The organism is Rathayibacter sp. AY1F6, from assembly GCF_002932035.1.
GTDB lineage: Bacteria > Actinomycetota > Actinomycetes > Actinomycetales > Microbacteriaceae > Rathayibacter.
Window position 1 is genome coordinate 1 of record NZ_PSVD01000007.1, and the last position, 17,030, is coordinate 17,030.

Genomic DNA, 17,030 nt, shown 5'->3' on the forward strand with positions numbered 1-17,030 from the left:
CCGCTGCGCCACACCCCGGGCCCCGACCTTGCGGATCAGTGGGCGACCTCCCGATGTCGACCCGCCACCCCCTCGCTCTCCCCCCGAGCCGAACGATCGATCCGCGTGCCAGCGGATCGGTCTAGGCGATCACTCCCCGCTCTGCGAATCGCAGCCACCCTCTCCGGCCGACCGCTCCGAGCCCGGCGGGGACGGGCTCGGTATGAAACACCCTCGAGCCGAACGATCGATCCGCGTGCCAGCGGATCGATCTAGGCGATCGCTCCCCGCTCTGCGAAACGTGACCACCCTCTCCGGCCGACCGCGCCGAGCCCGGCGGGGACGGGCTCGAAGGAAGATCAGCCGAGGCTCGCGACCCACTCCGAGCTGCCGTCGACGAAGGACTGCTCCTTCCAGATCGGCACCGACGCCTTGATGTCGTCGACCAGTGCCGCGCAGGCTTCGAAGGCTGCCGCGCGGTGGGCCGAGGCCACGGCGCAGGCGAGGGCGAGGTCGCCGACCACGAGGTCGCCGACCCGGTGCACGGCGGCGATCCGGACGTCGGGCCAGCGCTCGGCGATGCGGCGGGCGGAGGCGAGGAGTGCGGCGGGGGCGTCCGGGTGCGCCTCGTAGGACAGCCGGAGCACGCCGCGGCCCTCGTCGTGGTCGCGGACGACGCCCGCGAAGGTCACGACGGCGCCGTGCGTCGGGGAGTCGACCGCCTGCTCGCACTCGTCGACGGTGATGGCCTCGGCCGCGAGCCGGGCGAGGGCGACCGGCTCAGCGGGCATGGTCGCCGCCTCCGAGCTGGTCGAGCAGGTGCCCGATCACCGGGTCGAGCACGTCGATCCCGTCGCGGACGCCGCCGGGGGAACCGGGGAGGTTCACCACGACGGTGCGGCCGCTGACGCCGGCGAGCCCGCGGCTGAGCACGGCGGTCGGGACGTGGGCGGCGCCCTTGGCGCGCACCGCCTCGGCGAGGCCGGGCAGGGGCCGCTCCAGGAGGGGGGCGGTCTGCTCCGGGGTGACGTCGCTCGGGGCGACGCCCGTCCCGCCGGTGGTCACGACCACGTCGACTCCGCTGCCGATCGCGTCGGCGATCGCCTCGCCCACCGCGTCGCCGTCGGCCACGACGACCACCCGCGACTCCCAGCCGCGGGTGGTGAACCAGGCCTCCAGCGCCGGTCCCGTCCGGTCCTCGTACACGCCGGAGGCGGCACGGGTGGAGGCGACGACCGCCACCGCCCGCCGCGTCACGGGGTTCCTCCGCTCGTCCACGAGCCGCTCCTCCCGCCCGCCTTCGCGAGCACACGGATACCGGTGATCGCGGCACCGCGATCGACCGCCTTGATCATGTCGTAGACCGTGAGAGCGGCCACGCTGACCGCGGTCAGCGCCTCCATCTCGACCCCGGTGCGCCCGGTCGTGCGCACGCGTGCCTCGATCCGGACGCGGCCGTCCTGCGGCTCGAGGTTCACGTCGACGCCGTCCAGCGCCAGCGGGTGGCAGAGCGGGATGAGGGTCGAGGTCGCCTTCGCGCCGAGGATCCCGGCGATCCGCGCCACGCCGAGCGCTTCGCCCTTGGGCAGCTCGCCCTGCTCGAGGAGCCGCACCACCTCGGGTGAGGTCTCGACGTAGCCCTCGGCGACGGCGGTGCGCGCCGTGACCTCCTTCGCGCTCACATCGACCATGTGCACGGCTCCGTCGCCGCGCACATGGGTGAGCCGATCGCTCTCAGTCATCGATCCTCCAGATCTCGACCGTGTCGCCGGTCGCTGCGTGGTCCGTCCCGACGGGGACGTGGATGAGCACGGTGGAGCGGGCGTAGGACGCCAGCAGGTGCGAGCCGGGCCCGCCCACCGGGTGCACGAAGCCCTCGTCGTCGAGGACTCCGCGGCGGATCTGGTGCAGGTGCGCGGGCGAGTCGAGCGCCGTGCCGAGGCGCGCACGGAGCCGCGGCCGCTCGGCGGGCGTCCGTCCCGCGAGCGAGCGCAGCACGGGCCGGAGGAACACCTCGAACGAGACCAGGGCGCTCACCGGGTTCCCGGGAAGCGAGACCACCGGCAGGTGCAGCCCCTCGGCCACGCGCACGAGACCGAGGCCCTGCGGGCCGCCCGGCTGCATCTCGACGTGGCCGAACTCCGAGCCCGCCGGGCCGAGCGCGTCGCGGACGACCTCGTAGGCGCCCGCGCTGACACCGCCGACCGTGATCACCAGGTCGGCCGCGCCCGCGTGCTCCTCGAGCAGCGCCAGGAGGTCCTCGGCCCGATCGCTCGTGCAGGCGGCGACGACGGGCAGCGCGCCCGCCTCGCGGACGGCCTCGGCCAGCAGGGCGCCGTTCGCGTCGTGGATCTGCGCCTCCTCGAGGACGGCGACTGCGGGACGGATCTCGTTGCCGGTGGGGACGACGAGCACCCGGAGTCGCGGCAGCACCTCCGCCTCGGTCAGCCCGAGGGAGGCGAGGAGTCCGTAGTGGGCCGCGCGGAGGACCGTGCCGGCCGGGAGGGCGAGCTCGCCGCGGCGGGCGTCGCTGCCCCGGGCTCGGACGAAGGTCGCCGGCACCACCGGGTGCGCGAAGGCGACGCTGCCCGCCGCGGGGAAGCGCGGAGGATCGACGCGCTCGACCGGGACGACGGCGTCGGCCCCCTCCGGCAGCGGCGAGCCGGTCATGATCGGTGTCGCCGTGCCGGGCTCGTGCCGCGGCGCCCGGTCGCCCGCGGGGATCGGCGCCGAGACGGGCAGGGCGACGGGATGCTCCGGCGCCGCCGCGTCGAGGTCGGCCGCCCGCACCGCGAAGCCGTCCATCTGCGAGTTGTCGAAGCGCGGCAGGTCGAGCGGGGAGTCGACGGAGCGGGCGAGGACCCGCCGGTCGTACGCGCCCGGATCGGCGGCGACGGCGGCCGGATCCAGGCTCAGCGTCTCGCGGGCACGCCGCGTGGCCAGCGGCGCGAGCAGCGCCCGCACCCGGGCGGCGTGCAGGTCGATCGAGGTCATCGTGTCCTCTCGCGAGCGGCGGAGCCCGACCGGCGGCGGGACCGAGTCCATCTTGCCGGGTCGCGCCCGGTTCCGCGGCGTAGTGTGAGCGGATGAGCACAGCACTGGGGATCCCGGGCTTCCGGCCCCGACAGCGCAGCGCGGTCCTCCCGGCCGACCGCCCCGCCACCCCGCTCCTCCTGGACACCTACGGGCGCGTCGCGGACGATCTGCGGATCTCGCTGACGGACAAGTGCAATCTGCGCTGCACCTACTGCATGCCGGCGGAGGGCCTGCCGTTCCAGCCGCCCGCGTCCCTGCTGAGCCGTGAGGAGATCCTCCGCCTCGCGCGCATCGCCGTGGAGCAGTTCGGCGTCCGCCAGATCCGCTTCACCGGCGGCGAGCCGCTCCTGCGCAAGGACCTCGTCGACATCATCCGCGACGTCGCCTCCCTCGACCCGCGCCCCGAGATCTCGCTCACCACGAACGCGATCGGCCTGTCGGGTCGGGCAGCGGCGCTCGCCGACGCCGGCCTGAACCGCGTCAACGTCTCGCTCGACTCGATCTGCGCCGAGACCTTCGCGAAGGTCACCCGTCGCCCGTTCCTCGACCGCGTGCTCGCGGGCATCGACGCGCTCGGTCCCGCCGGCCTGGACCAGACCAAGATCAACGCGGTGCTCCTGCCCGGGATCAACGACCACGAGGCCCCGGAGCTGCTCGCCTGGGCCCTCGCGGGAGGCCACCAGCTCCGCTTCATCGAGCAGATGGCGCTCGACGCCGACCACGGCTGGGACCGCGCGACCATGATCACCGCCGCGGACATCCGGGCGCTGCTCTCGGAGCGCTTCTCGCTCAGCCCGCACGCGGCCCCCCGTGACGGCGCCCCCGCCGAGCTCTTCGACGTCCGCGAGGCCGGGGGGTCCGAGGTGCTCGGCCAGGTGGGGATCATCGCGTCCGTCACCGAGAACTTCTGCGACGACTGCCGCCGCACCCGGCTCACCGCCGAGGGCGGTGTCCGCAGCTGCCTCTTCTCGAACGAGGAGACGGACCTGCTCGGCCCGATGCGCGCGGGCGCGGACGACCACGAGGTCGCCCAGCTCTGGCGCGGGGCGATGTGGGCAAAGCCCGCGGGACACGAGATGAACCGGGCGGGCTTCGTGCAGCCCGAGCGCACGATGAGCGCGATCGGCGGATGAGCATGCGGGTCCGCTACTTCGCGGCGGCCAAGGCCGCCCTCGGCCGTGGTTCCGACGAGCTCGACGAGGTGCCCGACCTGGGCGCTCTCGAGGAGAGACTCGTCGCCTCCGCGCCCTCGGCCGCCGACGTGCTCGCACGGTGCACCTACCTGGTCGACGGCGTGTCGACCGCGGACAGGGCCACGCCGCTGCGTCCCGATGCCGCGGTCGACGTCCTGCCGCCGTTCGCCGGCGGCTGACCCCGAAGAGCCCTCCGTGACGAGCCGTCCTCGACCGGACCGGTGCGTCCGCTCCGCGCGGTTCGCGGCAGGTGCGTCCGCGCTTCTGGAGGACGCTGCATCCCGAGGACGGACTGGTCCTGTCCCGCCGCACAGGGACCCGTGGGACGCCTCCCTCGGACCCGCGTGCGGCGGGGCAGGACCGGATCAGCGGCCGATCCCGTGCGTCACGGGCACAGGACGTTGGTCATCGTGTCGAGCACGTTGCGGTTCTGCACGTCGAGGAATCCGAACGCCGAGGAGACTCCGGTGGCGACCAGCACGCCGCTGACGAAGGCCCTGCCGTCCCGGGTCACGTAGGCGTCCGGCGCGAAGATGGTGGCGTCGGAGGGCACACCGGAGGCGACGCGGATCTGCGGCTGCGTCCTGTCCGCGAACGCGCCGTACCGGACGAGAGCGCCGTTCTGGATCACGTCCACGACGTCACGGTTCTGTCGATCGCGGTAGGCGTCGGCACTGGTCACCCCGGTGGCGACCAGGATGCTGCTGTTGAAGAGGCGCCCGTCCGGCGTCAGGTGATACGAGGGCGCCAAGGCCGTCGATCCTGCCGGAACGTTCCTGGCGTAGACCTGGTTCTTCGTGGAGGAGATGTAGCGGACGAGCTCCGAGCCGACGATCACGTCGATGACGTCGTTGTTGCTCTGGTCGCGGAAGGAGTCCGCGCTCGTCACTCCGGTGGTCACGAGGGCTCCGCCGGCGCGCCGCAGCTCGCCGTTCGGTGTGACGTAGAAGGCGGGCGCATGGACCGTCGATCCGGCCGGCACGCCGCTCCCGATGGCCTTCGGCGCGGCCTCTCCGGTGACGAAGCGGTAGAAGACGCCGTCGACGACGAAGTCGGCGACGTCGCGGTTCTGCTCGTCGCGGAACCCCTGGACGCTGGTGACGCCGCGCGCGATCCGCCCCCCGCCGTGGTAGAGCTCGCCCGACTCCGTCAGGTAGTACCGGGGTCCGACGGTCTTGGCTCCCGAGGGCACGTTGCCGTTCGACTCCGTCGTCGTCCGTCCGCCGTCGGTGACGTACCGGACGGCGGTCCCCGTGGTCGCGGTGGTGCTCGCGGTCGCCGTCGCGCCCGCGGCGCCGGAGACGGCGGAGAGGGTGATGCCGTTCTGCGCCACGTTCCCGGCCGTGACCGGGATGCTCACGCGTCCGTCCGCGCCGGTCGTCGCCCTGACGGTCTGCGCGCCGCCGCTGGTCAGGCCGGCGGGGAGAGTGATGGTGACCGTGTCGCCGGCAGCGGGAGCGCCGTTGGTCGTGGCGAGGACGGAGACCGTTCTCGTGGTGCAGGCGGGGAAGGAGTACGCCGGGGCGTCGAAGGCGAGGGTGAGGCCGGTGGACGCGGCGGCCGCGGGGGTCGCGACCGCCGCGGCGACGACGGGGACGGACCAGGCCGCACCCGACATGATCGTCCGCCGGGCGGGCCCCCCGCCGGTCGAGTCGATCCGCGGTGGGAGGGAGCGCGAGTGCGCTGCCGTCGGGTCCAGGGCGTTGGTGTCCGTCATGGTGTTCCTTTTCTTTCTTTCGTGCGAGGGGTGGTGGACGCGCCGATCCTGCCGAACGTCCGGCCTCCGGTCGACGCGGAACGGGCCGCGACGAGGTTCCATGCCCGACCGTGGACGTTCCGTCGCGCCGCCGGACCGGGGGAGCCGCTCAGGCCGCCTCCTCGCCGGGAGCCCGTCCGGCGTGGGGGACGCGGCGGCCCACGTCAGCTCGCGTCGTCGATCCGGCGGAGGGTCCGCTGCATGTGGATCCGCGAGCTGAAGCCGGCCGACCGCGCCACGCGGTCCAGGTCCGTCGCCGCCCGCGGGCCGAGCTCGTCGAGGAGGCGCTGCGCCTCGAAGGCCCGCGCGCGCTCGATCCGCTGACGAGGGGTGGTGCCGGCGGCTGAGAACGCCCGGTGCAGGTGGCTGACCGACACGCCGAGGCGCTCCGCCAGCGTCTCCACAGTGAAGGAGCGGTCGCGGTAGTGCCGCTCGATCAGGCGCGTGCCGTTCGCGTACACGGCGGCGGGGGACCGGTCCTCCCGGTCGGGGGAGGGCAGCAGCGCCGAGAAGGCCGAGGCCAGGAGGTGCTCGCTCGCGATCTCGAAGTGCTCGAAGGCCGCGTCCGAGGGCTCGACGCCGAAAGTGAGGACGGTGTTCGCCGCACCGGTGAGTGCGCGCCAGTAGGCCTCCGGGAGGGCGAGGACCCGGTCCGTGAGCGAGGCGAACTCGCTCGCGCGGAGCACCGAGGGGCGCAGCTGCCACTCGAAGCGCGCCCACGGACTGACCGCCGCCGCGTACTGCACCGTCGAGGCGCGGGTCACGAGAGCGCTGCCGGCCGGGAGCCGGTGGTCGCGGCCCCGGGCGGAGAGGCGGCCGGTCCCGTCGAGGCTGAAGAGCACGCGGAGCCTCCCGGGATGGGGGAGGACCTCGAACTCCCCGGTCTGCAGCCAGGCGCGGCTGAGGCTGAGGCGCGGCGAGACGATCGCGTCGCAGACGGCACCTCGCGGCAGGGGGCGCCGCGGAATCCAGCCGAGCCGACGCAGCCGCCTCTCGGCGGGACTCCAGACCTCGGGCATCACGCCTCCGCGCCGGGGCCGAGCGGGTCGGGAGGATCGAGCAGCGCCGCCTGCCGCGCGGAGTGCGGTGAAGGCGTCGGCATGGGTGCTCTCCTCGGAACGGTGGCCGCGAGCACGCCACCGCCGCTCAGCTTCGGACACTGCTCCGCCCTGATCCGCGGAGAAGGACGGATCCTCTCCGCTGCGAGCACCGAACATCCCGGGTCGCCGATCGGCAGGGCGCTGGGTGCGCCTCACCCCTCCCGTTCCACGGCGCACGCGGCCGCGGGGCGGGTCACCGCTCCCGCCACGACGCCATCCCGCCGTCGAGCGAGTCGGACGCCACGCCCGCCGCCGCCGCGCGCTCCGCCGCGAGACGCGACCGGACCCCGGAGGCGCAGTGCAGCACGAGCGGACCGGCCGGCAGAGCGGCGGGGTCGAAGCGCGACATCGGCATCCGCACGGCACCGGGCACCGCGACGGACCGGTCCTCGTCGTCCTCGCGGAGGTCGACGACGGTCGGGGGAGTCGGCCCGGCCAGCCGCTCCCGCAGCTCGGCCGCCGTGATCGAGCCCGCCGCGGCCCGCCGCTCCGGGACCGGCGGCACCCGCCGCTCGAGGGGGAGCTCGGCCCAGGAGGAGTCGAGAGCGTCGTGCACGAGGACGCGACCGAACAGCGGCTCGCCCGCCCCGGTCACGAGCTTCACCACCTCGGCCGCCATGGCCGAGCCGATCAGCGCGCAGAGCGCGCCCAGCACGCCCACCGACGAGCAGCTGTCGCCCGCGTCCTCGGCCTCGGGGTGCAGCGCGCGCAGGGTCACCCCTCCGCCCGGAGCGCCGGCCCAGAAGGTCGAGAGCTGCCCGTCGAAGCCGAGTGCCGATCCCCACACGTGCGGGATCCCGGCGCGCGTCGTCGCGTCCGAGGCGAGGTAGCGCGCGCCGAAGGTGTCGAAGCCGTCGACCACGACGTCCCAGCCCGCCACCAGGGCGTCGACGTTGGCCGAGGTCAGCGACACCGGGAAGGCCCGGGCGTCGATGCCGGGGGAGAGCCGCCGCGCGGTCGCCGCCGCCGACTCCGCCTTCGACCGGCCCACCGAGGAGTCGTCGTGCGCCGTCTGCCGCGCCAGGTTCGAGAGCTCGACGACATCGCCGTCCACGATGCCGAGCCGCCCGATCCCGGCCGCGGCGAGCGCCGTGATCACCGGCGAGCCGATGCCGCCCGCGCCGAGGATCAGCACGCGCGCGTTCCGGAGGCGCCGCTGTCCGAGCTCCCCGAGGGGCGCCAGGCGGATCTGCCGGGCGAACCGCTCGCGCTCGGCGGCGGTCAGCGGCGGTCCGGGCTCGACGAGCGGGGTCATGAGAGCTCCTTCCTCCACTGGCCCTCGTGGGCGACGGGGGTGAAGCCGACGGCCTCGTTCACGGCGAGCATCGGTCGGTTCTCCTCGGCGTTCCAGGTGTAGACGGCCCGACAGTCCGGGGCGGTCCCCACCGCATCGCCGATCGCGGTCAGGGCGAGGAACTCGCTCCAGCCGTCGGCGCCCACGGCCTCGGGGATCGCGAGCTCGCGGATCCGGAGCGCCGGGTCGGAGGTGCGGTTCACCACCCCAGTGTGCACGTCCCGTCGCACGCGACGGCCTCCTGCGCCTGTTCCGGTGCGGGATCGCGGCGGTCCGTCGGCCGGTCGGGGCTCCGCCTCCCGGCCCGGCCGCGGCCGTCGGCTACCGTGGAGGCGTTGTGGACGGGAGCGAGGCGGCCGGGTGTACCTGAAGAGCCTGACCCTCAAGGGGTTCAAGTCCTTCGCTCAGCCGACCACGTTCGCCTTCGAGCCGGGGGTCACCTGCGTCGTCGGCCCCAACGGCTCGGGCAAGAGCAACGTCGTCGACGCGCTCGCCTGGGTGATGGGGGAGCAGGGGGCGAAGACGCTCCGCGGCGGCAAGATGGAGGACGTCATCTTCGCGGGCACCTCCACCCGCGGACCCCTCGGCCGCGCCGAGGTCGCGCTCACCATCGACAACTCGGACGGCGCCCTGCCGATCGAGTACACCGAGGTGACGATCACCCGGACCCTCTTCCGCAACGGCGGCAGCGAGTACGCGATCAACGGACGCGGTTGCCGGCTGCTCGACGTGCAGGAGCTGTTGAGCGACTCCGGTCTCGGGCGCGAGATGCACGTCATCGTGGGGCAGGGACAGCTCGACGCCGTGCTGCACGCGACCCCCGAGGAGCGGCGCGGGTTCATCGAGGAGGCCGCCGGGATCCTCAAGCACCGCCGCCGCAAGGAGAAGACGCTCCGCAAGCTCGAGGCGATGCAGGCGAACCTGACCCGCCTCTCCGACCTCGCGGGCGAGATCCGGCGCCAGCTCAAGCCCCTCGGGCGCCAGGCCGAGGTCGCACGGCAGGCGCAGACGATCGCCGCCGTGGTGCGCGACGCCCGGGCGCGCCTGCTCGCGGACGACGTGGTCGCGCTCCGGACCGCTCTGGACGGCTTCGCCCGCACCGAGAGCGAGCGGCACAGCGAGCGGGTGGTCCTGCAGCAGCGGCTCGAGCAGGCGACGCTCCGGCGAGCGCGGATCGAGGCGGAGGCGGTCGGCGACGCGGTCGACGACGCCCGGCGCACCTCGTTCGAGCTGGAGTCGGTGCAGGAGCGGCTGCGCAACCTCTCGGCCCTCGCCGGGCAGCGGCTCGCGATGCTCGAGCTCGAGTCCGAGCAGCCGCAGATCCAGCCGCGCGTGACGCCGGCGCAGGTGGAGGAGGCGCGGGTCGAGCTGGAGCGCCTGCGGCAGGCCGTCCTCGACGCGGAGACGGCGTGGGTCCAGGCGCAGCGCACGACCGTCGCCGCCCGCTCCGCCCTCGACGCGGTCGACGAGGAGATCGCCGCGCAGGCGGCCCTCGTCTCGCGCTACGACCTCGAGCTCTCCACCCTCTCGGGGCAGGCCGACACCGCCGCCTCCCGTCTCGCGTCCGTCCGGGGCGAGGTCCTGCGCGCGCAGAACACCCTCGACGCGGCCGACCGGCGGAAGGAGGCGGCGCGGCGGGCGCTCGACGCTCTGGAGGCCGAGCTAGGCGACGCGGGCCGCGGCCCCGACGGCGGCCTCGACGAAGGCTACGAGCTCGCCCAGTCCGCGGTCTCGGCCGCCGAGGCCGGAATCGAGCGGCTGCGCGAGGAGCTGCACGCCCTGGAGCGCGAGCGCGAGGCGCTGGCCGCCCGCACGGGTGCCCTGTCGCTGGCCCTCGACGTCTCGGACGGCTCGGCCGAGCTGATCGCCGCCCGGATCGAGGGGGTGCGCGGCCGGGTCGCCGAGCGGATCCAGGTGCGGCCGGGCGCCGAGGCCGCGATCGCCGCCGCCCTCGGCGCGGTCGCCGACGCCGTGCTGGTCGAGTCGACCGCCCGGGCCGACGCGGCTCTGGACGCCGCGCTGGAGCGCGACCTCGGACGCGTCGAGCTGCTGGTCGCCGACGCCACCCGGCCGCACGTCGCTCTCGCCGTTCCCGAGGGGGCGGAACGCGCGGGCGACCTCGTCACGGCGCCGGCCGGGGTCCTCTCGCTCCTCGAGCGCGTGCTCGTGGTCGAGGACCTCGCCGCGGCGCGGCGGCTGAGGGAGCGCATCGATCCGGGCACCGTCCTGGTCACCCGCGACGGCGCGACCGTCTCCGACGCCGTGCAGAGCGCCGGCTCCGGCGGGCAGCGCAGCCGGATCGAGCTCGTCTCCGAGCGCGACTCCGCCGCCGCCCGGCTGGAGGAGGTCGAGGGCGGGATCGACCGGCTCCGCTTCGAACTCGCCGAGCAGACCGGAGCGCTCCGCGGCGCGAAGGAGCAGGCCGCGAGCGCGCTCTCGGCCCTCCGCGAGCACGACGCCGCCCGTGCCGCCCACACCGAGCGGCTCGGCGGCGTGCGCGCCCAGCTCGAGGCGGCCACCGCCGAGCACGGCCGGGGCTCGAGGGCGCTGGCCGTCGCCTCGGACCGGGTCGGCGACGCCGAGCGCGCGGCCCAGGAGGCGAGGTCGGCGCTCGACGCCGCGCGCGCCCGGCCCCGGCCGGTGCTCGACGCGAGCGCCCGGGACGGTCTGCAGCGCGACGTCGACACCGCACGCGAGCGCGAGATCGAGGCGCGGCTCGGCGTCGAGACCGCCAAGGAGCGGGTGCGGGCGGAGCAGTCCCGCGGGGAGGCGCTGGCCCGCCAGCTGGCCGCCGACCGCGCCGCCGCCGACGAGGCCGCGCGCCGCGCCGTGATCCGCCGTCGCCAGCGCGACGCGGCGGCCGAGGTGACCGCCGCGCTCCCCGCCGTCCTCGCCTCCGTCGACCGCTCCGTCCAGCAGGCCCGGGCCGAGCTCGTCGCGGCCGAGGCGGTGCGCTCGCAGCAGAACGCCGAGCTGCAGGGGCTCCGCCGCGAGGAGGGGAGCGTGCGCGACCGGCTCCAGTCCGTCACCGAGAGCGTCCACGGCCTCGAGCTGCAGATCTACGAGAAGAGGCTGCAGCTCACCGGTCTGCTCGAGCGCGCCGCGTCCGAGCTCGGGCTCGCCGAGGACGTGCTGGTGGAGGAGTACGGTCCCGGAGTCGGCGTCCCCGACGAGACGGACGAGGAGCAGGAGCCGCGGCCCTACGTCCGCGAGGAGCAGCGCCGCCGCCTCGAGAAGGCCGAGAAGCAGCTCGGGCAGCTGGGCCGCGTCAATCCGCTCGCGCTGGAGGAGTTCGCCGCGCTGGAGCAGCGGCACGCGTTCCTGACCGAGCAGCTGGCCGACCTCACCGGGACCCGGCGCGACCTGCTCACCATCATCGAGGAGCTCGACGAGACGATGCAGACCGTGTTCGCCTCCGCGTTCGACGACACGCAGGCGGCGTTCGCGGACGTGTTCCCCGTCCTCTTCCCCGGCGGCACCGGCAGCATCCGCCTGACCGACCCGGAGAACCTGCTCACCACCGGCATCGAGGTCGCGGTGCGGCCGGCCGGCAAGAAGATCGAGCGGCTGTCGCTCCTCTCCGGAGGGGAGCGCTCGCTCGCGGCCGTGGCGTTCATGGTCGCCATCTTCAAGTCGCGGCCGAGCCCCTTCTACATCATGGACGAGGTGGAGGCCGCTCTCGACGACGCGAATCTCGGCCGACTGCTCAGCATCTTCGAGGACCTGCGCACCTCGAGCCAGCTGATCGTCATCACCCACCAGAAGCGGACCATGGAGATCGCGGACGCCCTCTACGGCGTCTCGATGCGGCAGGACGGCGTCTCGGCCGTCGTCGGCCAGCGCGTCGCCGCGCCCCCGGCCTGAACCCGCCTCCCCGACCGCTCGGAGGCGCGCCCGCCGGTAGCCTGGACCCATGGCAGAACGCACCTCCTGGTCGCTCGGCCGCGCACTGCGCGGCCTGTTCGAGAAGCGCACGATCGACGACCAGACCTGGGACGACCTCGAGACGGCGCTGATCACCGCCGACTTCGGCCCCGACATCACCGAGGAGATCGTCGACGACCTCCGCGCCAAGGTCGCCCGCTACTCCACCACCGACCCGCGCGACCTGCAGCGGATGCTCCGCGAGTCCCTCGAGGAGCGCCTGTCGAAGTACGACACGACCCTCAAGCTCAGCGAGCGCCCCGCCGTGATCCTCGTGGTCGGCGTGAACGGCGTCGGCAAGACCACGACCATCGGCAAGTTCGCCAAGTTCCTCCGCAACTACGGCCGGAGCGTCGTGGTCGGCGCGGCCGACACCTTCCGCGCCGCGGCGGTCGACCAGCTCGCCACCTGGGCGCAGCGCGCCGACGCCCAGATCGTCCGCCCGCAGCAGGAGCGCCAGGATCCGGCGTCCGTCGCCTTCCAGACCGTGCAGTTCGCGAAGGACACCGGCGTCGAGATGGTCATCATCGACACGGCCGGCCGCCTGCACACCAAGGGCGGGCTGATGGACGAGCTCACGAAGATCAAGCGCGTCATCGAGAAGCAGGCCCCGATCTCCGAGATCCTGCTCGTGCTCGACGCGACGACCGGTCAGAACGGGCTGAGCCAGGCCGAGGCGTTCATCGAGCACGCGGGCGTCACCGGCCTGGTCATCACCAAGCTCGACGGCTCCGCGAAGGGCGGCTTCGTCCTCGCGGTCCAGGAGCGCACCGGCATCCCGATCAAGCTCGTCGGCCAGGGCGAGGGCATCGGCGACCTCACCGGCTTCACCCCCCACGTCTTCGCCCAGCAGCTCGTCAGCTGAGCGGCTCCGCCCGGGACGACGCGCCGGCGCCGTCCCGGTGGCGGGCTACACGGCCTGCGAGAAGCCCAGTGCCGCGTCGGCGAGGTGGCGCAGGTGCTCCGGGACCGGCAGCCCCTTCGACTCCATCGAGCGCGCCCAGAGCCTGCCGGCCCGGTAGGAGGAGCGGACCAGGGGCCCCGCGAGGACGCCGAGGAAGCCGATGTCCTCGGCCTCCTCCTTGATCGCCACGAACTCCTCCGGGTGCACCCAGCGGTCCACCGGCAGATGCCGCGGCGTCGGGCGGAGGTACTGCGTGATGGTCACGATGTCGGTGCCGGCGTCGTGGAGGTCCTGCAGCGCCTGCGAGATCTCCTCCCGCTCCTCGCCCATGCCGAGGATGAGGTTCGACTTCGTGATCAGCCCCGCCTCCCGGCCCTGGGTGAGCACGTCGAGCGAGCGCTCGTAGCGGAAGGCCGGCCGGATGCGCTTGAAGATCCGCGGCACCGTCTCGACGTTGTGGGCGAACACCTCCGGCTCCGCGTCGAACACCCTCTGCAGGTGCTCGGCGCGGCCGGTGAAGTCCGGGACCAGGATCTCGACCCCCGTGCCCGGAGCCTGGGCGTGGATCTGGCGGATGGTCTCGGCGTAGAGCCAGGAGCCCTCGTCCGGCAGGTCGTCGCGGGCGACTCCGGTGACGGTCGCGTAGCGGAGGTTCATCCGCGCCACGGACTCGCCGACGCGCCGGGGCTCGTCCGCGTCGTAGTCCGCGGGCTTCCCGGTGTCGATCTGGCAGAAGTCGCAGCGGCGGGTGCACTGGGCGCCCCCGATGAGGAAGGTCGCCTCTCGGTCCTCCCAGCACTCGAAGATGTTGGGGCAGCCCGCCTCCTGGCAGACGGTGTGCAGCTCCTCGCTCTTCACCAGCGACTGCAGCTGCCGGTACTCCGGGCCCATCGAGGCCTTCGTGCGGATCCACTCGGGCTTGCGCTCGATCGGCGTCTCGGCGTTGCGGATCTCCAGCCGCAGGAGCTTGCGGCCGCCGGCCTCGGCGCTCACGCGGCGACCTCCTCGATGCGGGCGGAGAAGGCGGGGGCCGCCTCCGAGAAGCGCGCCGCCACCCGCGCCCGCACCGCCTCCATGGGCGGAGCCTCGCCGCGCTCGCGCTCGAGCGTGGTCACTCCGGCGTCGGCGATGCCGCAGGCGACGATGCGGGCGTAGGGCTCGAGGCTGTTCGAGACGTTGAGGGCGAATCCGTGCATCGTCACGCCCGAGGCGACGCGGATGCCGATCGCGGCGATCTTGTCGGCGCCGCCGTCCCTCGGGATCCACACTCCCGAGCGCCCGTCGACGCGCCGCCCCTGCACGCCCAGGTCGTCGAGAGCGGCGATCAGCACGCCCTCCAGCGAGCGGACGTAGGCGACCACGTCGACGGGCTCGCCGAGCCGCACGATCGGGTAGCCGACGAGCTGCCCCGGGCCGTGCCAGGTGATCCGCCCTCCGCGGTCGACGTCGACCACGGGCGAGCCGTCGTCCGGGCGCTCGTGCGCCTCGGTGCGCTTGCCTGCGGTGTAGACGGAGGAGTGCTCGCAGAGCACGAGGGTGTCCGGCCTCGAGCCCGCCACCACCTCGGCGTGCAGGCGGCGCTGCAGCTCCCAGCCGTCGGCGTAGTCCAGGGGATCCGCGGAGTCGCCCGCCACCAGTGTCTCGATCACCGGGCCACCCTAACCCTGTTCTTGGACCCGGACCAGTTAATCCGCTCCGCGGTGATCGCGCCGATCGCGAGCCGATCGGCGGCCCCGCCCGCCGACCCTCCGGGCCTCCGGTAGAATTCCGGGCATCATGGCTACTTTCGGCACCCTTTCCGATCGACTCGTCGAGACCTTCAAGAACCTCCGGACGAAGGGCAAGCTCTCCGCGTCGGACGTCGACGGCACCGTCCGCGAGATCCGGCGGGCCCTCCTCGACGCCGACGTCGCGCTGGAGGTCGTGAAGGAGTTCACCGGCAAGGTGCGCGAGCGCGCCCTCGGCGACGAGGTCAACAAGGCGCTCAACCCGGCCCAGCAGGTCGTCCAGATCGTCAACGAGGAGCTCGTCGCGATCCTCGGCGGGCAGTCGCGCCGGCTCGAGTTCGCCAAGCGCCCGCCGACCGTCATCATGCTCGCCGGCCTCCAGGGCGCGGGCAAGACGACCCTCGCGGGCAAGCTCGGCAAGTACCTCGGCAAGGACGGCCACACCCCGCTGCTCGTCGCGGCCGACCTCCAGCGCCCCAACGCCGTGCAGCAGCTGCAGGTCGTCGGCGAGCAGGCCGGAGTCGCGGTCTACGCGCCGGAGCCGGGCAACGGCGTCGGCAACCCGGTCAAGGTCGCCCAGAACGCGATCCGCTTCGCGACCGACAAGCAGTACGACACGGTCATCATCGACACGGCCGGACGCCTCGGCGTCGACGCCGACATGATGAAGCAGGCCGCCGACATCCGCCGCGTCACGAACCCCGACGAGGTCCTGTTCGTCATCGACGCGATGATCGGCCAGGACGCGGTCGCGACCGCCAAGGCCTTCCAGGAGGGAGTCGACTTCACCGGCGTCGTCCTCTCCAAGCTCGACGGCGACGCCCGCGGAGGCGCGGCGCTCTCGGTCGCCTCGCTCACCGGCCGCCCGATCCTCTTCGCCTCCACGGGCGAGTCGCTCGACGACTTCGAGCAGTTCCACCCCGACCGCATGGCGAGCCGCATCCTCGACCTCGGCGACGTGCTGACCCTCATCGAGCAGGCCCAGTCCGCGTTCGACGAGGACGAGGCGCGCAAGATCGCCGAGAAGATCATGGGGGACACGTTCACCCTCGACGACTTCCTCGGCCAGATGCAGCAGCTGCGCAACATGGGCTCGATCAAGAAGATGATCGGCATGCTGCCCGGCGCGAAGGGCATGCGAGAGCAGCTCGACCAGTTCGACGAGCGCGAGATCGTGCGCACCGAGGCGATCATCCAGTCGATGACGAAGGCGGAGCGGGTCAACCCGAAGCTGCTCAACGGCTCGCGGCGCCTGCGCATCGCCCGCGGCTCCGGCATGACGGTCACGGACGTCAACCAGCTCGTCCAGCGCTTCGAGCAGGCCGCCAAGATGATGAAGACGGTCGCCAAGGGCGGCATGCCCTCGGTCCCCGGCATGGGCCCCGTGCCCGGCGCCGGCTACCAGGGCCGCCCGAAGCCGCAGAAGAAGAAGAGCAGCAAGTCCGGCAACCCCGCCAAGCGCGCGGCCGAGAACGCGGCGATCACCTCCGGGCCCCGCCCGGGCGATGCGGGCGGCTCCGGCTTCGGCCTGGGCGGCGGCGCCGGCAAGGGCGCCCAGCCCACGCCGGAGGAGCTCGAGCAGCTGCAGAAGCTCCTCGGGCGATGAGGCGGGTCGCGGCCGGACGCGCGGGCGGGATCCTCGTCCTCGCGGCCGTGCTCGGGCTCACCGGCTGCGCCGAGGGCTCCGGGGTCGACGCGATGACGGCGCCCTCCCCGGAGGACCTGGTCGGCCGCTGGGTGACGGGCGTCTCCTACGACGCGCCCGACGTTCCTTTCCTCCTGATCGCGGAGGACGGGACCTGGACGGGCTCCGACGGCTGCAACGGCGCGCAGGGCGAGTGGTCGATCGACCAGGAGGGCGCCCTCACCGTCTCGGCCGGGCCGAGCACGCTGATCGCCTGCGACGGCGTCGCGCTGCCGATGATCTTCTCTGAGGCGGCGATGGCCTCGATCGATGGCGGACGGCTCCGCCTGTTCGACGAGGAGGGGGCCACCGTCGTCAAGCTCGCCCGCTCCACGAGCGACGAGGCGCCGTCGGCGTCGCCGGACCCGGCGGGGGAGTAGCGCACCGTCCCTCCGGGGGCCGCAGCCGGGATCCCCGTGAGGCGCACCGCTCG

Annotated in this window: 16 protein-coding genes; 6 read left to right on the forward strand and 10 right to left on the reverse strand. The window is 73.8% G+C overall.

Going from position 1 to position 17,030, the window contains the following annotated elements; all coding sequences use genetic code 11:
* Positions 1–338: 338 nt before the first annotated feature.
* Genes C5C44_RS07985 through glp form a run of 4 tightly spaced genes read right to left on the reverse strand, consistent with a single transcriptional unit; the run spans position 339 to position 2,973 of the window.
* Positions 339–770: a molybdenum cofactor biosynthesis protein MoaE gene (locus C5C44_RS07985; protein ID WP_104226891.1), complete on the reverse strand. Its 432-nt coding sequence runs from the start codon at positions 768–770 to the stop codon at positions 339–341.
* Positions 760–1,257: a molybdenum cofactor biosynthesis protein B gene (locus C5C44_RS07990; RefSeq protein ID WP_244229433.1), complete on the reverse strand. Its 498-nt coding sequence runs from the start codon at positions 1,255–1,257 to the stop codon at positions 760–762. The genes C5C44_RS07985 and C5C44_RS07990 overlap by 11 nt, the downstream gene beginning before the upstream one ends.
* The gene (gene moaC / locus C5C44_RS07995; protein WP_104335657.1) at positions 1,233–1,721 is read right to left on the reverse strand and encodes a cyclic pyranopterin monophosphate synthase MoaC; all 489 of its coding nucleotides are present in this window, start codon (positions 1,719–1,721) and stop codon (positions 1,233–1,235) included. The genes C5C44_RS07990 and moaC overlap by 25 nt, the downstream gene beginning before the upstream one ends.
* Positions 1,714–2,973 carry a gephyrin-like molybdotransferase Glp gene (gene glp / locus C5C44_RS08000; RefSeq protein ID WP_104335686.1) on the reverse strand — a complete coding sequence of 420 codons (1,260 nt, stop codon included), beginning with the start codon at positions 2,971–2,973 and terminating at the stop codon, positions 1,714–1,716. Before glp ends, moaC begins: the two co-directional genes overlap by 8 nt.
* A 92-nt stretch (positions 2,974–3,065) precedes the next feature.
* Between glp and moaA the strand changes: the two genes are divergently transcribed.
* Together moaA and C5C44_RS08010 are read left to right on the forward strand one after the other, a co-directional pair.
* Positions 3,066–4,148 carry a GTP 3',8-cyclase MoaA gene (moaA, locus tag C5C44_RS08005; RefSeq protein ID WP_104226889.1) on the forward strand — a complete coding sequence of 361 codons (1,083 nt, stop codon included), beginning with the start codon at positions 3,066–3,068 and terminating at the stop codon, positions 4,146–4,148.
* Positions 4,145–4,387, forward strand: a complete 243-nt coding sequence (locus tag C5C44_RS08010; protein WP_104223924.1) for a MoaD/ThiS family protein — start codon at positions 4,145–4,147, stop codon at positions 4,385–4,387. Before moaA ends, C5C44_RS08010 begins: the two co-directional genes overlap by 4 nt.
* Before the next feature lie 206 nt (positions 4,388–4,593).
* Here the strand turns inward: C5C44_RS08010 and C5C44_RS08015 are convergent, their stop codons facing one another.
* The 4 genes from C5C44_RS08015 to C5C44_RS17445 form a co-directional block, all read right to left on the reverse strand.
* The gene (locus tag C5C44_RS08015; protein ID WP_104226888.1) at positions 4,594–5,925 is read right to left on the reverse strand and encodes a hypothetical protein; all 1,332 of its coding nucleotides are present in this window, start codon (positions 5,923–5,925) and stop codon (positions 4,594–4,596) included.
* 203 nt (positions 5,926–6,128) lie between these two features.
* Positions 6,129–6,983 (reverse strand): AraC family transcriptional regulator, encoded by an 855-nt coding sequence (locus C5C44_RS17210; protein WP_258066693.1) that lies wholly within the window; start codon positions 6,981–6,983, stop codon positions 6,129–6,131.
* Between the two features lie 274 nt (positions 6,984–7,257).
* Entirely contained in the window at positions 7,258–8,319 is a 1,062-nt protein-coding gene (locus C5C44_RS08025) for a ThiF family adenylyltransferase (RefSeq protein WP_104335658.1), read from the reverse strand.
* Positions 8,316–8,561: a hypothetical protein gene (locus tag C5C44_RS17445; RefSeq protein WP_181065628.1), complete on the reverse strand. Its 246-nt coding sequence runs from the start codon at positions 8,559–8,561 to the stop codon at positions 8,316–8,318. Before C5C44_RS17445 ends, C5C44_RS08025 begins: the two co-directional genes overlap by 4 nt.
* Before the next feature lie 157 nt (positions 8,562–8,718).
* Here C5C44_RS17445 and smc point away from each other — a divergent pair, with 157 nt between their 5' ends.
* Positions 8,719–12,222 carry a chromosome segregation protein SMC gene (smc, locus tag C5C44_RS08035; RefSeq protein ID WP_104335659.1) on the forward strand — a complete coding sequence of 1,168 codons (3,504 nt, stop codon included), beginning with the start codon at positions 8,719–8,721 and terminating at the stop codon, positions 12,220–12,222.
* A 49-nt stretch (positions 12,223–12,271) separates the two neighbouring features.
* Complete coding sequence (gene ftsY / locus C5C44_RS08040; RefSeq protein WP_104223920.1) at positions 12,272–13,147, forward strand: signal recognition particle-docking protein FtsY; 876 nt, start codon at positions 12,272–12,274, stop codon at positions 13,145–13,147.
* Positions 13,148–13,192: 45 nt separating this feature from the next.
* On the opposite strand, the gene lipA is transcribed toward ftsY, so the two are convergent.
* Both lipA and lipB read right to left on the reverse strand, forming a co-directional pair.
* A complete protein-coding gene (lipA, locus tag C5C44_RS08045) occupies positions 13,193–14,179 on the reverse strand; it encodes a lipoyl synthase (protein WP_104292199.1) in 987 nt (328 codons plus the stop codon).
* The gene (gene lipB / locus C5C44_RS08050) at positions 14,176–14,835 is read right to left on the reverse strand and encodes a lipoyl(octanoyl) transferase LipB (RefSeq protein ID WP_104335660.1); all 660 of its coding nucleotides are present in this window, start codon (positions 14,833–14,835) and stop codon (positions 14,176–14,178) included. Before lipB ends, lipA begins: the two co-directional genes overlap by 4 nt.
* A gap of 127 nt (positions 14,836–14,962) precedes the next feature.
* Between lipB and ffh the strand changes: the two genes are divergently transcribed.
* Both ffh and C5C44_RS08060 read left to right on the forward strand, forming a co-directional pair.
* Positions 14,963–16,519: a signal recognition particle protein gene (gene ffh, locus C5C44_RS08055; RefSeq protein WP_104226882.1), complete on the forward strand. Its 1,557-nt coding sequence runs from the start codon at positions 14,963–14,965 to the stop codon at positions 16,517–16,519.
* Positions 16,516–16,977: an META domain-containing protein gene (locus C5C44_RS08060; protein WP_104226881.1), complete on the forward strand. Its 462-nt coding sequence runs from the start codon at positions 16,516–16,518 to the stop codon at positions 16,975–16,977. The genes ffh and C5C44_RS08060 overlap by 4 nt, the downstream gene beginning before the upstream one ends.
* Positions 16,978–17,030 lie beyond the last annotated feature (53 nt).

Coding starts and splice junctions, on each gene's coding strand:
- C5C44_RS07985 (WP_104226891.1), bottom strand. CDS start 770: ATGCCCGCTGAGCCGGTCGCCCTCGCCCGGCTCGCGGCCGAGGCCATC.
- moaC (WP_104335657.1), bottom strand. CDS start 1,721: ATGACTGAGAGCGATCGGCTCACCCATGTGCGCGGCGACGGAGCCGTG.
- glp (WP_104335686.1), bottom strand. CDS start 2,973: ATGACCTCGATCGACCTGCACGCCGCCCGGGTGCGGGCGCTGCTCGCG.
- moaA (WP_104226889.1), top strand. CDS start 3,066: ATGAGCACAGCACTGGGGATCCCGGGCTTCCGGCCCCGACAGCGCAGC.
- C5C44_RS08010 (WP_104223924.1), top strand. CDS start 4,145: ATGAGCATGCGGGTCCGCTACTTCGCGGCGGCCAAGGCCGCCCTCGGC.
- C5C44_RS08015 (WP_104226888.1), bottom strand. CDS start 5,925: ATGACGGACACCAACGCCCTGGACCCGACGGCAGCGCACTCGCGCTCC.
- C5C44_RS17210 (WP_258066693.1), bottom strand. CDS start 6,983: ATGCCCGAGGTCTGGAGTCCCGCCGAGAGGCGGCTGCGTCGGCTCGGC.
- C5C44_RS08025 (WP_104335658.1), bottom strand. CDS start 8,319: ATGACCCCGCTCGTCGAGCCCGGACCGCCGCTGACCGCCGCCGAGCGC.
- ftsY (WP_104223920.1), top strand. CDS start 12,272: ATGGCAGAACGCACCTCCTGGTCGCTCGGCCGCGCACTGCGCGGCCTG.
- ffh (WP_104226882.1), top strand. CDS start 14,963: ATGGCTACTTTCGGCACCCTTTCCGATCGACTCGTCGAGACCTTCAAG.
- C5C44_RS08060 (WP_104226881.1), top strand. CDS start 16,516: ATGAGGCGGGTCGCGGCCGGACGCGCGGGCGGGATCCTCGTCCTCGCG.